12 protein-coding genes are annotated in these 14,775 nt (G+C 61.0%); 7 read left to right on the top strand and 5 right to left on the bottom strand.

Going from position 1 to position 14,775, the window contains the following annotated elements; all coding sequences use genetic code 11:
• Nucleotides 1–68: 68 nt before the first annotated feature.
• Nucleotides 69–1,337, top strand: a complete 1,269-nt coding sequence (locus N6G83_RS36615) for a cytosine deaminase (protein ID WP_038629982.1) — start codon at nucleotides 69–71, stop codon at nucleotides 1,335–1,337.
• A 54-nt stretch (nucleotides 1,338–1,391) separates the two neighbouring features.
• On the opposite strand, the gene tsgA is transcribed toward N6G83_RS36615, so the two are convergent.
• From tsgA to N6G83_RS36595, 4 genes are all read right to left on the bottom strand, one after another.
• Nucleotides 1,392–2,576 (bottom strand): MFS transporter TsgA, encoded by a 1,185-nt coding sequence (gene tsgA, locus N6G83_RS36610; RefSeq protein ID WP_025304528.1) that lies wholly within the window; start codon nucleotides 2,574–2,576, stop codon nucleotides 1,392–1,394.
• Between the two features lie 191 nt (nucleotides 2,577–2,767).
• Nucleotides 2,768–3,748: a LacI family DNA-binding transcriptional regulator gene (locus N6G83_RS36605; RefSeq protein ID WP_025304527.1), complete on the bottom strand. Its 981-nt coding sequence runs from the start codon at nucleotides 3,746–3,748 to the stop codon at nucleotides 2,768–2,770.
• 70 nt (nucleotides 3,749–3,818) lie between these two features.
• On the bottom strand, nucleotides 3,819–5,126 hold the full coding sequence (locus tag N6G83_RS36600; RefSeq protein WP_025304526.1) for a 6-phospho-beta-glucosidase: 1,308 nt from the start codon (nucleotides 5,124–5,126) through the stop codon (nucleotides 3,819–3,821).
• Nucleotides 5,123–5,461 (bottom strand): PTS lactose/cellobiose transporter subunit IIA, encoded by a 339-nt coding sequence (locus tag N6G83_RS36595; protein WP_025304525.1) that lies wholly within the window; start codon nucleotides 5,459–5,461, stop codon nucleotides 5,123–5,125. Before N6G83_RS36595 ends, N6G83_RS36600 begins: the two co-directional genes overlap by 4 nt.
• A 353-nt stretch (nucleotides 5,462–5,814) precedes the next feature.
• On the opposite strand from N6G83_RS36595, the gene ppiA reads away from it, so the two are divergent.
• The 6 genes from ppiA to N6G83_RS36565 all read left to right on the top strand — a co-directional run bounded on the left by ppiA (nucleotide 5,815) and on the right by N6G83_RS36565 (nucleotide 12,619).
• Nucleotides 5,815–6,384 (top strand): peptidylprolyl isomerase A, encoded by a 570-nt coding sequence (gene ppiA / locus N6G83_RS36590; protein ID WP_025304524.1) that lies wholly within the window; start codon nucleotides 5,815–5,817, stop codon nucleotides 6,382–6,384.
• A 155-nt stretch (nucleotides 6,385–6,539) separates the two neighbouring features.
• Nucleotides 6,540–8,225: a sensor histidine kinase gene (locus tag N6G83_RS36585; RefSeq protein WP_043138870.1), complete on the top strand. Its 1,686-nt coding sequence runs from the start codon at nucleotides 6,540–6,542 to the stop codon at nucleotides 8,223–8,225.
• Nucleotides 8,225–8,950 (top strand): two-component system response regulator BtsR, encoded by a 726-nt coding sequence (gene btsR, locus N6G83_RS36580; RefSeq protein WP_025304522.1) that lies wholly within the window; start codon nucleotides 8,225–8,227, stop codon nucleotides 8,948–8,950. The genes N6G83_RS36585 and btsR overlap by 1 nt, the downstream gene beginning before the upstream one ends.
• A 151-nt stretch (nucleotides 8,951–9,101) precedes the next feature.
• Complete coding sequence (locus N6G83_RS36575; protein ID WP_260516207.1) at nucleotides 9,102–10,622, top strand: DUF853 domain-containing protein; 1,521 nt, start codon at nucleotides 9,102–9,104, stop codon at nucleotides 10,620–10,622.
• A 72-nt stretch (nucleotides 10,623–10,694) separates the two neighbouring features.
• On the top strand, nucleotides 10,695–11,270 hold the full coding sequence (locus N6G83_RS36570) for an aminodeoxychorismate synthase component II (protein ID WP_141972208.1): 576 nt from the start codon (nucleotides 10,695–10,697) through the stop codon (nucleotides 11,268–11,270).
• Between the two features lie 131 nt (nucleotides 11,271–11,401).
• Nucleotides 11,402–12,619 (top strand): aspartate aminotransferase family protein, encoded by a 1,218-nt coding sequence (locus N6G83_RS36565; RefSeq protein WP_260516206.1) that lies wholly within the window; start codon nucleotides 11,402–11,404, stop codon nucleotides 12,617–12,619.
• Between the two features lie 40 nt (nucleotides 12,620–12,659).
• Here N6G83_RS36565 and N6G83_RS36560 read toward each other — a convergent pair whose 3' ends face one another.
• Nucleotides 12,660–14,738, bottom strand: coding sequence for a YccS/YhfK family putative transporter (locus tag N6G83_RS36560; RefSeq protein WP_260516205.1), 2,079 nt, complete (start codon nucleotides 14,736–14,738; stop codon nucleotides 12,660–12,662).
• Between the last annotated feature and the right edge of the window lie 37 nt (nucleotides 14,739–14,775).

Here is a 14,775-nt window from a genome sequence, read left to right as displayed (position 1 = left end):
GCGATCCGCTGCCAGTATGATGAAGAAAACCAGCGCAACGGCAGAGGTGAAGGGTGGCGAAACGTCCATTGAAGTTTATCGACAACCTGCGTTTAAGCGGGCATGAAGGATTGTGGCAACTGGCAATCGAGCAGGGGCGCATCGCGCATCTGGTGCCACAGCCGGAAGGACAGGAGTGGCGCAGCGACGTGCTGGATGCGCAGGGCGGGTTGGCGTTGCCGGCGTTCGTCGAACCGCATATCCACCTGGATACCACGCAGACCGCCGGTCAGCCGGCCTGGAACCAGTCCGGCACGCTGTTCGAGGGCATTGAGCGCTGGGCTGAACGCAAAGCGCTGCTGACTCATGAAGACGTCAAACAGCGCGCCTGGCAAACGCTTAAGTGGCAGATCGCCAACGGCGTGCAGTATGTGCGCACCCACGTCGACGTTTCCGATCCCACGCTGACCGCGCTGCGCGCCATGCTGGAGGTGAAGCAGGAAGTGGCGCCTTGGGTGACGCTGCAGATTGTCGCCTTCCCGCAGGAGGGGATCCTTTCCTACCCCAACGGCGAAGCGTTGCTTGAAGAAGCGTTGCGGCTTGGGGCCGACGTGGTGGGTGCCATTCCGCACTTCGAATTCACCCGCGAGTACGGCGTGGAGTCGCTGCATAAGGCGTTCGCGCTGGCGCAAAAATACGATCGGCTGGTGGACGTGCACTGCGATGAAATCGACGACGAGCAATCGCGCTTCGTCGAGACCGTGGCGGCGCTGGCACTGAAGCTGGAGATGGGAGCGAAAGTCACCGCCAGCCACACCACGGCGATGCACTCTTACAACGGCGCTTACGCCTCGCGGCTGTTCCGTCTGTTGAAGATGTCCGGCATCAACTTCGTCGCCAATCCGCTGGTGAACATTCACCTGCAGGGCCGTTTCGACAGTTACCCGAAACGGCGCGGCGTGACCCGAGTGAAGGAGATGCTGGAGGCGGAGATCAACGTCTGTTTCGGCCATGACGACGTGTTCGATCCTTGGTACCCGCTCGGCACCGCCAACATGCTGCAGGTGCTGCACATGGGGCTGCACGTGTGCCAGCTGATGGGCTATGGCCAAATCGACGACGGACTGAAGCTGATCACCCACCATAGCGCGCGCACGCTTAACCTGAGCGACTACGGCCTGGCGGCCGGCAACAGCGCCAACCTGGTGATCCTGCCGGCGGAAAGCGGCTTCGACGCGGTGCGTCGCCAGACGCCGGTACGTTATTCGATTCGCCAGGGTGCGGTGATCGCCGAAACGCGGCCGGCGGAAACCACGCTGCATTTGCAGCAGGAGGAGACGGTGGATTTTCGGCGCTAAGGCGCAAAAAAAGGGCGCCTTGCGGGCGCCCTTGATGTATTTGATGCGAAGAAATCAGTGCGTCACGTGACCGTGGCTGCGGTGCTTGGTCACGAAGCCCAGCAGCAGACACATCACGAACACCGCCAGATACAGGCCGTTAGCGGTGGTCAGCGCCGCATGCGCGCCGCCTTTCGCCACGATCGGGCCGGTGACCACGAAGGTCAGCATGGTGCCGATGGTACCGCAGGTCAGGATAAAGTTGACCAGCTTCGGCGAGGAGACCTTGGTCTGCAGCGAGCCGAGGGTGATCAGCGTGGTGTAGATGGCGCTGGAAACGAAGCCCAGGGCCATGATGTAGTAGCCCAGGTGCTCCGGATTGTCAGTGCTGACGAACAGGTACATCGCGCCGGTAGCCAGCGCGGCCAGCACGGTGACGATGCGTTGCAGATCGAAGAAGCGCAGGATGAAGCTGAACACCCACATGCCAACCATATAAGAGGTCCAGAAGTCGCTCACCAGCTTACCGGCCTGGCCGATGTCCATGTTGAACGACTTGGTGGCGTACTCAGGCACCCACTGAATGAAGCCCAACTGGCCGAGGATGTAGCACAGCGCGGCGATCGATAGGAACAGCACGCCGATGCCCCATTTTTCTTTCTCGACTGGTTGACCGGCATCGGCGCCTTTCTTGCCCAGCACCGGGAAGTCGGAGCACAGGGTCAGCACGAAGATCCCCACGTACAGCAGGCCGATGCAGGCATAAACCCAGTACCAGCCGATATGGCGGGCCAGCAGCATCGCGGCGACGATCGGGAAGATCATCCCGGCCATGCTGAAGAAGGAATCGGTGAACAACAGGCGCGAACCGCGCTGGCGGCCGGCATACATGTGGGTGATCAGGAAGGTGCCGATCGACATGGTGATGCCGCTCACCACGCCGAGGATAAACATGCACAGCGAGAACATGGTCAGGCTCTTGCCGAGCATCAGCCCTGCGACTGCCAGCACCATCAGGACAAAGCCGAAGATCAACTGACGCTTCAGCGGGATGATTTCCATCAGCCAGGCATTGAGGAAGATCGAAATCAAAATACCGGCGTTGAGGAAAGTAAAGGTGTTACTCATGCTGGAAACCGGCAGATTAAAGTACTCTGCAATGTTTCCCATCACCATCCCTGTGACGATCACTAAAGCACCGGTCAGCGCGTACGAAAAGAAGCTGATCCAGGTAAGCCGTATGCGGTTACTGTCATTCATTGTATAGGCCTGAATATGTCTGTTAGAGGTTTTAAAGCTGGCATAAGGCCGCTGGCTTTTCCTGGCAAACGCAGAAAAAAGTCCCGATCAGGCCACCAGGGGGCGGATCCTAGCACAGACAACGGGATTTTTTGTGATGGCTGTCGATTTTTTGATGCAACCCATGAAGGGATGATACGCATTATTGTGATCTATTTGCGTACCGTCACAATGGAATCACGGTTGATGATCGTCGGCTCAAACCGGTGCGCCGGTGTGGCAGGGTCGATCAGCCTGCGCGCCGCGTATTGGGCCATTTCGCTGATGGGAAAATGTACGCTGCTCAACGCCGGGCGCACGAAAGGTGCGCGTTCGCCGCTGTCGTAACAGATCAAGGAGATATCCTGCGGTACCCGCAGGCGGTGCTCGTTGATCGCCAGCAGCGCGCCGATCGCCATCTCTTCGTTGCAGCAGTAGATGGCGCTGGGCAGTGCGGTTTGCTGCAGCAGATGATCGGCGCAGCGGTAACCGCTTTCCAGATCGTAGACGCCCTCCAGACAGGCTACCGGCTCGATATTCGCCGCCTGCATAGCCTCTTCAAATCCTTGCAGCCGCAGGCGGCTCGACGGGCGCTCGCGCGGGCCGCTGATGCAGGCGATGCGCCGGTGCCCGGCGTCGAGTAACTGCTGCGTCGCCATGCGGCTGGCAAGCGGGTGATCGAAGGTGACGCAGCGGTCTTCCAGCCCCGGCACCAGACGATCGAGCAACACGAAATCACGTTGCTCCGCCGCCAGCTGGCGCAGCCGATCGTCGCTGAGAAAACGCACGTGCAGGATCACGCCGTCGCAGCGCAGGCTGAACAGTCGCTGCACCGCCTGCCATTCGTTTTCGGCACTGTTGCGGCCCTGGGTCACCAGCAGCTGCTTGCCGTGGGATTCGGCCTCGGTCTGAACGAAGTCCATCAGCGCGCCGAAGAAGCCACCGCGGTACGACGTCGTGACCAACCCGAGGGTATTGCTGTGGCTGGAGGCGAGTGCACGGGCCGCCGGGTTGGGGGTATAACCGAGCTGGGCGACGGCGCGTTCAACCTTCTCGCGGGTCGGCGCCTTGACGTTGCTGTCGCCGTTCACTACCCGCGATACGGTGGCGCGCGATACGCCCGCCAGCGCCGCGACATCTTCCAGTGTCACCATCGTCCAACTCCTGATTACGGCTAAAAAAATGGGTTCGGCGTGCCGAACCCCTGTCATACCGCGCCGGCGCTTACCTGAACTGCGGCAAGTACGGCGCGTTTATCGTCAACACCTCGTCCAGCAACGGCTGTGCCAGGTTGGCGTTGCCCACCAGCGGGTTGGCGATCAGCGCCAGCAAGCCGCTGCGGCGATCGCCGTGCACTGCCGCCTCGATGGTCAGGCGCTCGTAGGCTTTTACCTGCTGCGTCAGCGCCTGCATCGGTTCCGACAGCGGGCCGAACGTCAGCGGATGCGCGCCCTGGGCATCGACGATACAGTTGATTTCTATCACAGCATCGTCCGGCAGGCCATGGATTGCGCCGCGGTTTGCGGTGTTGACCACTAATTGCGTGCCGAGATTATTATGGATAGCACGGATCAGCTCCAGCGCAACTTCGGAATAGAAAGAACCGCCGCGGAAGCTGAGTTGCTCCGGTTTACTGTTCAACTGCGGATCGGCATACAGCTCGAACAGCTCTTTTTCTACCTGCATCACCTGCTCGGCGCGGGTGCCGCGCTCGCCGGCGGCAGCCATCTCTTCCGCCAGCATCTCGCGGGTCTGGTAAAAATAGCGGTGGTACGGGCAGGGGATGGCGCCGAGCGCGCGCAGGAAGTCCGGCTGCCAGGGCTCTTCCTTGATGTTGTTCATGGTCAGCGCCGCGCCGTCGCACAGCATGTCGATCACGTTGCCGGTGACGTCGCGCCCCTGCTGCGTGACCTGATGCACCCAGACCATGTGATTCAAACCGGCGAACCGCAGCTGCACGTCGGCGTAAGGCGCCTGCAGCATGTTGGCGATCATGTGATGCATGCTGATCGGTACGTTACACAGGCCGATGATCTTCGCTTTGGTAAAGCGGGACACCGCCTCGGTGACGATGCCGGCCGGGTTGGTGAAGTTGATGATCCAGGCGTCCGGCGCCAGCTTTTCCACCCGACGGGCGATATCCAACATCACCGGAATGGTGCGCAGCGCCTTGGCGAAGCCGCCGACGCCGGTGGTCTCCTGGCCGAGCAGCTGGTATTTCAGGCCCAGCCGTTCATCGGCGGCGCGCGCCGGAAGTTGCCCGACGCGGAACTGGGTCAGCACGAAAGCGGCGCCGTGAATGGCGTCGTCCAGCGCGAAGTGCACGCTGACCTTCACCTGTTCCAGCCCGTGGCGCGCCAGCATGCGGCGGGTCAGGGCGGCGATGGTTTCCACTTTTTGGCGGCCTGGCTCGACGTCCACCAGCGCCAGTTCGGTGACCGGCAGCTCATCGATGCGTTGGATCAGCCCATCGACCAGTTCGGGAGTGTAGCTGCTGCCACCGCCAATCACCGCGATTTTGAGCGTGTTCATGAGCGGCCCTCCGTCTGTGACTGACGGCGATAGAGCTCGATCATGTCGTCGGCCAGATCCTGGATGACCATGGCGTTCATCAGATGATCCTGCGCATGCACGGTGATCAGGTTGATCGCCAGCTTGCCGCAGCCTTCGTCCAGGCCGATCAGCTCGGTCTGGATCAGGTGCGCCTTCTTCACCCACTCTTTGGATTCGACCATGTGTTTGGCCGCGGCGGCGAAGTCACCGGCGCGCGCTTGCCGCAACGCCATCAACGCATTACTGCGCGCGCTGCCGGAGAACACCAGCAGTTCCATGATGGTGCTTTCAAACTCGGGGCTGACTTCAGTCATCAATTCACTCACGTCATTTCTCCAGGGGTTGCGCGGCAACGCCGCCGTGGGATACCTCAGTATCCGTTCTTTTTATAATGAGAGCGCTCTCATTTATATAGGGTAACGGCAACGGGTGTGCAAACTGGGAGGTAGATCGCAAAAAACGCCCCGGGGCGGCGCTGGGCAAAAAATGCGTGACGCGGTTGGCAAAAAAGCCTTCTGCGCCCATACTTTCCGCAGCAAAATTCAGGGCCGCCTAGGATATGTCCCGTAATTGGGTAAATATAGGTAAATGGCTGGTACTTGCCGATACAGCTCTTTAGAATCAAAGCGCTTTTCCGTTGTTTGTCTCTCAGAGAAAGGACCCGTTAATGTTCAAACGTACTTTAGTGACCTTCGTCGCGCTGTGTTCCCTGACAGCGATGGCGCCAGCGGCGCTCGCTGCCGGTGAAACCCACGTCATGCTGACCACCTCGGCAGGGAATATCGAGTTGGCGCTCGACAGTCAGAAGGCACCGGTTTCCACCCAGAATTTCGTCGATTACGTGAACAGCGGGTACTACAACAACACCATTTTCCATCGCGTGATCCCGGGCTTTATGGTTCAGGGCGGCGGTTTCACCGCTGACATGCAGCAGAAATCCACCAAGGCGCCAATCAAGAACGAAGCCGACAACGGCTTGCGCAACCTGCGCGGCACCATTTCGATGGCGCGCACCGCCGACAAGGACAGCGCCACCAGCCAGTTCTTCCTGAACGTGGCGGATAACGCCTTCCTGGATCACGGCCAGCGCGATTTCGGCTACGCCGTGTTCGGCAAAGTGGTGAAAGGCATGGACGTCGTGGACAAGATCGCTCAGGTGCCGACCGGTAACGTCGGCCCTTACCAGAATGTGCCGACCAAACCGGTGGTGATTCTGTCGGCCAAGGTGTTGCCGTAAGTTTTTTGGCCGATCCCGCCGGGGTCGGCCGTCCTTCCTCACGAAGCCTTGCCTTCATCACTGTTTTCTCCCGTGCCCCATGCTCTAATCGGCAGACAATAACCAGACCGGAAATCCGGCGTTCGCCCTTTGTTGTCTCTGGATGAGTTGCTGCCATGTATGAATTTAACCAGGTGCTGTTGCTGTTGCAGCAGATGTGCGTCTATCTCGTCATCGCCTATCTGCTGAGCAAAACCCCGCTGTTTATCCCGCTGATGCAGGTGACTATTCGCCTGCCGCACAAGCTGCTGTGCTACGTGATCTTCTCGGTGTTCTGCATCATGGGCACCTATTTTGGGCTGCACATTCAGGATTCGATCGCCAACACCCGCGCGATAGGCGCGGTCCTGGGCGGGCTGCTGGGCGGGCCGTCGGTGGGCTTTCTGGTCGGGCTGACCGGCGGCCTGCACCGGTATACGCTCGGCGGCATGACCGACGTGGCCTGCGCGATTTCCACGGTGTCGGAAGGCCTGGTCGGCGGCATCGTACACAGCATCGCCATGCGCCGCGGGCGCATCGAGCTGCTGTTCAATCCGCTGTTCGTCGGCGGCGTGGCGCTGGTGGCGGAAGTGCTGCAGATGGCGATCATCCTCGCGGTGGCGCGCCCCTACGACGAAGCGTTGCAGCTGGTAGAGCACATCGCGCTGCCGATGATGATCGCCAATACCGTCGGTGCGGCGATGTTCATGCAAATCCTGCTGGATCGGCGCGCGATGTTTGAGAAATACACCAGCGCTTTCTCTTCCAAGGCGCTGAAGATCGCCGAGCGCACCGAGGGCATCCTGCGCCAGGGCTTCGATCAAGAAAACAGCATGAAGGTCGCCCGGGTGATTTATCAGGAGCTGGGTATCGGTGCAGTGGCGATCACCGATCGTGACAAGCTGCTGGCGTTTATCGGCATCGGCGACGATCACCACCTGCCGGGCACGCCGATCGCCTCGGTGCATTCGCATCGCGCCATCGACAACAACGAGGTGGTGTACGCCGACGGCAATCAGCTCTCTTACTGCTGCTCGATCAATCCGGCCTGCAAGCTGGGATCGACGCTGGTGATCCCGCTGCGCGGCGAAAACCAGCGGGTCATCGGCACCATCAAGCTGTACGAACCGAAAAGCCAGCTGTTCAGCACCATCAACCGCACGCTGGGCGAAGGCATCGCCAGCCTGCTGTCGGCGCAGATCATGGCCGGACAGTACGAGCGCCACAAGCAGCTGCTGGCGCAGTCGGAGATCAAGCTGTTGCATGCGCAGGTCAATCCGCATTTCCTGTTCAATGCGTTAAATACGCTGGTGGCGGTGATCCGCCGCGATGGCGAACGCGCCTGCGATCTGGTGCAGTCCCTCTCGACTTTCTTTCGTAAAAACCTCAAACGTTCGGATGATGAAGTCAGCCTGGCGGACGAGATTGAGCATGTGAACGCCTACCTGCAGATTGAGAAAGCGCGCTTCGCCGATCGGCTGGAGATCGCGGTATCGCTGCCGGAGGCGCTGCTGGCGGCGCGGCTGCCGGCGTTTTCGCTGCAGCCGATCGTCGAGAACGCCATCAAGCACGGCACCTCGCATCTGTTGGGTGTGGGCCGCATCGAAATCGGCGCCTGCTGCGAAGGCGAGCATCTGCTGCTGCAGGTGACGGACAATGCCGGGCTGTTCCAGCCGAAGCCGAACTGCAGCGGGCTGGGGATGAACCTGGTGGATAAGCGCATTCGCGTGCGCTACGGCGAAGGCTATGGCGTGCGGGTGGATTGCCGGCCGGACGCCTATACCCGCATTACGCTCAATGTTCCCATGGAGAGGGCCGCCTGATGTTAAACGCACTGATTGTTGACGATGAGCCTTCCGCGCGCGACAACCTGCGCCATCTGCTGGAGGCCGAAGCGGGGATCACGATCATCGGCGAATGCGCCAACGCCATCGAAGCCATCAGCCAGATCCACCGGCTGCAGCCGGACGTGGTGTTTCTCGATATCCAAATGCCGCGCATCAGCGGGCTGGAAATGGTCGGCATGCTGGATCCCAACCGCATGCCGCACATCGTGTTTCTGACCGCCTACGACGAATACGCGGTGCAGGCGTTCGAGGAGCACGCCTTCGACTATCTGCTGAAGCCGGCGGAGCCGAAGCGGCTGAGCAAGACGCTGCAACGCCTGCGGCAGCGCAGTGCGCCGCAGGACGTGACGGCGCTGGATGAGAGCGCCGGTTACCTGAAATACATTCCCTGCACCGGCCACAGCCGCATCTATCTGCTGCGGTTTGACGAGGTGTTGGCGATCCGTTCCAAACTGAGCGGGGTATTCGTGGTGCGCAGCGACGGCATGGAGTGTTTCACCGAATTGACGCTGCGCACGCTGGAAAGCCGTACGCCGCTGGTGCGCTGCCATCGGCAGTATTTGGTCAACCTGGAGCAGGTGCGCGAGATCCGCTTCGAAGAAGGCGGCGCGGCGGAGATGATCATGTCCGCCGGCGATCCGGTGCCGGTCAGCCGGCGCTATTTGAAAGCGCTGAAGGAGCAACTGGGGCTGCGGGGGTGATGCAGGTCTTAGGGGGATTCTGAAAAGACAGGCATCATGGGCGTCCCGACGGCGCCCATTTTGTTTGTCCTTGACGGGTTTACGCGGCGCTTATAGCTTTATTGCATCAACAGGCGCGTTTCGCGCCGCGTCAGCGTCAAAGGAACAGAAAATGAGTGAACCACGGATTATCGCCAAGGCGATGAAAGACGGAAAACCGGAGCAGGATCTGGTGATTTTGCCGGCGTTGGCCAACCGCCACGGGCTGATCACCGGGGCAACCGGCACCGGTAAGACGGTGACGCTGCAAAAAATGGCCGAGCAGTTCTCGCGCATTGGCGTGCCGGTGTTCCTGTCGGACGTGAAAGGCGATTTGTCCGGCATCGGCGCCGAGGGTGTGCCTTCCGAGAAACTGCAGGCGCGCCTGGCGGCGATCGGCGTCACCGACTGGCAGCCGCAGGCCTGCACCATTATCCCGTGGGATATTTACGGCGAGAAGGGCCACCCGATCCGCGCCACGATTTCCGATCTCGGGCCGCTGCTGCTGGGGCGCCTGTTGGATCTGAACGAGGTGCAAAGCGGCGTGCTGCAGCTGGTGTTCAAAATTGCCGATGACAACGCGCTGCTGTTGCTGGACATGAAAGACCTGCGCGCCATGGTGCAGTTCGTCGGCGACAACGCCAAACAATTCCAGACCCAGTACGGCAATATCTCTGCCGCGTCGGTCGGTGCCATCCAGCGTGGGTTGTTGACGCTGGAAGAACAGGGCGCCAACCAGTTCTTCGGCGAGCCGATGCTGGACATCAACGATCTGATGAAAACTGACGCCAACGGCCATGGCGTGATCAACCTGCTGGCGGCTGACAAGCTGATCAATCAGCCGAAGCTGTATTCGGTGTTCCTGCTGTGGCTGCTGGCCGAGCTGTTTGAGCACCTGCCGGAAGTGGGCGATCCCGAACAGCCGAAGCTGGTGTTCTTCTTCGATGAGGCGCACCTGTTGTTCAACGATGCGCCGGCGGCGCTGCTGACCAAGATTGAACAGGTGGTGCGTCTGATCCGTTCCAAAGGCGTCGGCATTTACTTTGTCACCCAGAACCCGCTGGACATCCCGGACAGCGTGCTCGGCCAACTGGGCAACCGCGTGCAGCATGCGCTGCGCGCCTTTACCCCGCGCGATCAGAAGGCGGTGAAGACGGCGGCGCAAACCCTGCGCGCCAATCCGGCCTTCGATGCCGAAACGGCGATCACCGAGCTGGGCGTGGGCGAAGCGCTGGTGTCATTCCTCGACGAGAAGGGCCGCCCGAACGTGGTGGAGCGGGCGATGGTCATTGCGCCGGAGTCCAAAATGGGCATGCTCGGTGCGGAAGGGCTGAACAGCGCGATCAACAAATCGCCGCTGTATGGTCGCTATGAGGATATGATCGACCGCGAGTCCGCCTACGAGAAGCTGTCGTCGGGCGGCTTCGCCACCGTCGGCACCCCGCAGCAAGGGCAGCAACCGCAAGCGCAGCAACAGCAGGCGGGCGGCGGCCTGATGGACGGTTTGAACGAGCTGCTGTTCGGCTCTACTGGCCCGCGCGGCGGCAAGCGCGACGGTATTGTCCAGACCGCCGCCAAGAGCATGGCGCGCGATCTCGGCCGCCAGATCCTGCGCGGCGTGCTGGGGTCGATCACCGGCGGCCGCAAAAAGTAAGCGGAAATTATCGTCGGCAGCGGCGGGTTAAATCAGTACACTGTGGCGGCGTTTTTCTCTGCCGGATCTAACATGCTGCTGCTGATCGATAACTACGACTCCTTTACCTATAACCTTTACCAGTATTTCTGCGAATTGGGCGCCGAGGTGCTGGTGAAGCGCAACGATGAGCTGCAGCTGGCCGATATCGCGCGGCTGGCGCCGCAGCATCTGGTGATTTCCCCTGGCCCCTGTACCCCGAACGAAGCGGGTATCTCGCTGGCCGCCATTCGTCATTTCGCCGGCAAGCTGCCGATCCTCGGCGTGTGCCTGGGGCACCAGGCGCTGGGGCAGGCGTTCGGCGCCGAGGTGGTGCGCGCCCGCGCGGTGATGCACGGCAAAACCTCAGCGATCCGTCACCTGGGCGTCGGCGTGTTTCGCGGCCTGAGCGATCCGTTGACCGTGACCCGCTATCACTCGCTGGTGCTGAAAGCCGATACGCTGCCGGACTGCTTTGAAGTGACCGCCTGGAGTGAACGCGACGGCGTGCGCGACGAGATCATGGGTATCCGCCACCGCACTTTGGCGCTGGAAGGCGTGCAGTTCCATCCGGAAAGCGTGCTCAGCGAGCAGGGCCACCAGCTGCTGGATAATTTCCTCAAGCGTTAATTCCGGTGCGTTTTTTTCGCCCGTCAGGCGTTTTGCGTTTGCGCTTGATTGGTTTTTTATGCATATTTCGTGATTATGTTTTCAATCTGATATTACGATAGCGCTGAAAAACTTTCAGGGTGGAGCCGAAAATGACTGAAAAATCCGCAGTGAGCCGCAGTACCTTTGACCAGGTGATCCTGCCTGTTTATGCGCCTGCCCAGTTTGTGCCGGTGCGCGGCCAAGGCAGCCGGGTCTGGGATCAGCAGGGAAAAGAGTACATCGATTTTTCCGGCGGCATCGCGGTGACGGCGCTGGGGCATTGCCATCCGGCGCTGGTCGAGGCGCTCAAACGCCAGGGCGAAACCCTGTGGCATACCAGCAACGTCTTCACCAATGAGCCCGCGCTGCGCCTGGCAAGCAAACTGATCGACGCCACCTTCGCCGACCGGGTGTTCTTCGCCAACTCCGGCGCAGAGGCCAACGAGGCGGCGTTCAAACTGGCGCGCCATTACACCATTACTCGTCACAGCCCGTACAAAACCAAAATCATCGCCTTCTATAACGCGTTTCACGGCCGCACGCTGTTCACCGTGTCGGTGGGCGGGCAGGCCAAATACTCCGACGGATTCGGGCCGAAGCCGGCCGACATCGTGCACGTGCCGTTCAACGATCTGGCGGCGGTGAAAGCAGTGATGGACAACCACACCTGCGCGGTGGTGATGGAGCCGATTCAGGGCGAGGGCGGCATTACGCCGGTCGACGCCGACTTCCTCAAAGGCGTGCGCAAACTGTGCGACCAACACCAGGCGCTGCTGGTGTTCGACGAAGTGCAAAGCGGCATGGGGCGCAGCGGCAAGCTGTTCGCCTATATGCATTATGGCGTGACGCCGGACATTCTCACCACCGCCAAGGCGCTGGGCGGCGGTTTCCCGGTCAGCGCCATGCTGACTACCGAAGAGATTGCGTCGGTGATGCAGGTGGGCACTCACGGCACCACCTACGGCGGCAACCCGCTAGCCTGCGCGGTGGCGGAGGCGGCGTTGGATGTGATCAATACGCCGGAAGTGCTGAGCGGCATCGAACAGCGTCACGCGTTGTATGTGCAGGCTTTGCAGCATATCGGCGATAAATACGGTGTTTTCACCGCCATTCGCGGCATGGGGTTGCTGATCGGCGCCGAACTGACGCCGCATTATCACGGCAGAGCACGCGATTTTCTCACCGCCGCCGCTGCGCGTGGGCTGATGATCCTCAACGCTGGGCCGAACGTGATCCGTTTCGCGCCGTCGCTGGTGGTGGAGCTGCAGGACATCGAGGCCGGCATGGCGCTGTTCGAGCTGGCGGTGCAGGATGTGATCAACGCCTGAAGCCCGTGCGGCGAATAACGGGGCGCGGCATGCCGCGCCCTTATTGATCGCGCAGTTTGCGCTTGAGCCAAATGCCGTGGTGCGGGCGCTGGCGCCAGGCCAGCGACGAAATGGTGTGCATCACGCTCAGGTGCGACAAAATGCGCCGCAGATGGCGCTCCATCTCGGTGACGGGCATCTCCGGATGCAGATCCGGCGGCTGCATGATGCCGCTGTTGCCGCTGCTCGGCCCGTCGTATTCCAACCGCTGCTGGCAGCTTTGCAGCGCAATTTCACAGGTTTGCAGATACGTTTCCGCCAGCTTCGGCGTCAGCATGTAGTGCTCGCGCGCCAAAATGGTCATGGCATTCAGGTGTTCGACGATGAACTGGCTGTGAGTGACCCATAAACGCATATCCGCCAGATAGTTCGACGCGAATCCCGGCTCCTGCATCGCCTGATTGAGCGAGGTGAACAGCGCGTTGTGCGCCTGGTTGACCTGCATGCGGGCATAGGCCAACGCGGTGGCGTCCGGCTCCGGCTGTTCCAGCATCAGCCGCAGCGCGGCTTGATCGTTTTCCAGTGCCTGATGGGCATTCTTGCGCAGCAGCCCGCTTTGCCACTGCGGCCATAGCCAAATGGTGCCGCCGAACGCCAGCACGCAGCCGATCAAGGTATCAATCAGACGAGGCACCAGAAAATGCGAGCCGTTCAGCGCCAGCAGCTGCAAGGTGTAAACCGCCGTCACCGTAAAGCCAATCACCGATAGCCCGTAGTTCTTGCGTGAAACCAGGTAGGCTAGCAGCGTGATCACCAGCATGATGCTCAGCGTTTCGCCTTCCGGTAACTGCAGCTGCAGCAGCCCGGCCGCCAGCAACAGCCCGGCAATCGTGCCCAGCGCACGGTGCTGAATACGCACCCGGGTGGCGTTATACCCGTTTTGGCTCACCAGCATGATGGTGAGCAGGATCCAGTAAGGCTTCGGCAGGTTGAACACCGCCCCCAGACTGCTGCCGACCGCCAGCGTCACCCCCAGCCGCGCGGCGTTGCGCAGGGCGGTAGATTTGAACGACAGGTAGCTGGCCAGCGCCGGCCAAAACGGCAGGCGGTGCTGGCCGGGCATCAGATCGCGGCGGTACAGCGGATGCTGGGTGCGCAGCAGGCGGGCGATGCGGCTGAAGTGGTAATAACAAAACTGGCCGACCGGGTTATCGGGATGCTGCGCCGCCATTTTTTCCAGCGCCGCCAGCTCGTGGGCCATGGAAAAGCGCTTCGAATGTTGATGGTAGAGTATATCGTGCGCCACCACGCGCAGCCGGCCGGCGATCACCTGAGCGTTGCGGCGAATGATCGCTTCGGCCTGGCTCTGCTCCACCAGTTTTTGCACTTCCTCCGGCAGATGCAGGCTGACGGTGATGTGCTCCTGCAGATCCATCGCCACCTGAAAGGCGCGCTGCAGACGCTTTTGATCGAGGTTGTTGGCGTGCGGCAGGAAATTAAGCTGTTGGTACAGCAGGCTGATCAGATCCATCACCTTTTGCTGGCGCACCAGCAGTGGCGGCAGCGCGGTCTGCGGATCGGTGTGCTGAGTCAGCAGGGAGTATTTGGCTTCGAAGTAGTCCGCCAGTTCCAGATAGAGCTGGCTGAGCGTCTCGCGCATCGGTTGCTCTTTCCACAGCCGGAACCAGAACCAGGTGAATAAGCCGTACCAGACGGTGCCGATCGCGTACAGCAGCGGCGCCTGCCAGACAGGCACCGTGCCGGCCGTGCTGAGAGCGAAGATGGCGGCCACCAGCGCCGCCGGCAACAGCCGGGCGTGCAGCGGGCTGATTTCGCCGGTAACGCCGAGCAGCAGCGCCAGGCCCAGCATCAGCGCCGGCAGCGGCACGTGCCACAGCAGTGCCTGTTGCAACAGCACGCTGCTGAAGGCGAACAGCGAGCCGCCGACGATCAGCCGTTTAAAGAAGCGCTTATGCGGCGTGTCCAGACCGGCGATATTGCAGCAGGCGGGCACCAGAGAGAACATCAGGCCGAGCTGCAGCTGGCCTATCAACAAGCCAAACAGCACCGGTAGGCACAACACCAGCGTTTGTCGCAGTGCGTAGTTGATTTCCGGGTGGTAGATCAGGCGGCGCCACATGGCAGAGAGCAGACAAAAAAACGGCGCAGATTGCGCC

This window comes from Serratia sp. PL7, assembly GCF_945957435.1.
Note: the sequence above shows the minus strand (reverse complement) of the source record. Positions and strands in the feature narration are given on the sequence as shown.

Bases quoted from the DNA above. Each gene is read 5' to 3' on its own strand.
- tsgA (WP_025304528.1), bottom strand. From the start codon at position 2,576: ATGAATGACAGTAACCGCATACGGCTTACCTGGATCAGCTTCTTTTCG.
- N6G83_RS36605 (WP_025304527.1), bottom strand. From the start codon at position 3,748: ATGGTGACACTGGAAGATGTCGCGGCGCTGGCGGGCGTATCGCGCGCC.
- N6G83_RS36600 (WP_025304526.1), bottom strand. From the start codon at position 5,126: ATGAACACGCTCAAAATCGCGGTGATTGGCGGTGGCAGCAGCTACACT.
- N6G83_RS36595 (WP_025304525.1), bottom strand. From the start codon at position 5,461: ATGACTGAAGTCAGCCCCGAGTTTGAAAGCACCATCATGGAACTGCTG.
- ppiA (WP_025304524.1), top strand. From the start codon at position 5,815: ATGTTCAAACGTACTTTAGTGACCTTCGTCGCGCTGTGTTCCCTGACA.
- N6G83_RS36585 (WP_043138870.1), top strand. From the start codon at position 6,540: ATGTATGAATTTAACCAGGTGCTGTTGCTGTTGCAGCAGATGTGCGTC.
- btsR (WP_025304522.1), top strand. From the start codon at position 8,225: ATGTTAAACGCACTGATTGTTGACGATGAGCCTTCCGCGCGCGACAAC.
- N6G83_RS36575 (WP_260516207.1), top strand. From the start codon at position 9,102: ATGAGTGAACCACGGATTATCGCCAAGGCGATGAAAGACGGAAAACCG.
- N6G83_RS36570 (WP_141972208.1), top strand. From the start codon at position 10,695: ATGCTGCTGCTGATCGATAACTACGACTCCTTTACCTATAACCTTTAC.
- N6G83_RS36565 (WP_260516206.1), top strand. From the start codon at position 11,402: ATGACTGAAAAATCCGCAGTGAGCCGCAGTACCTTTGACCAGGTGATC.
- N6G83_RS36560 (WP_260516205.1), bottom strand. From the start codon at position 14,738: ATGTGGCGCCGCCTGATCTACCACCCGGAAATCAACTACGCACTGCGA.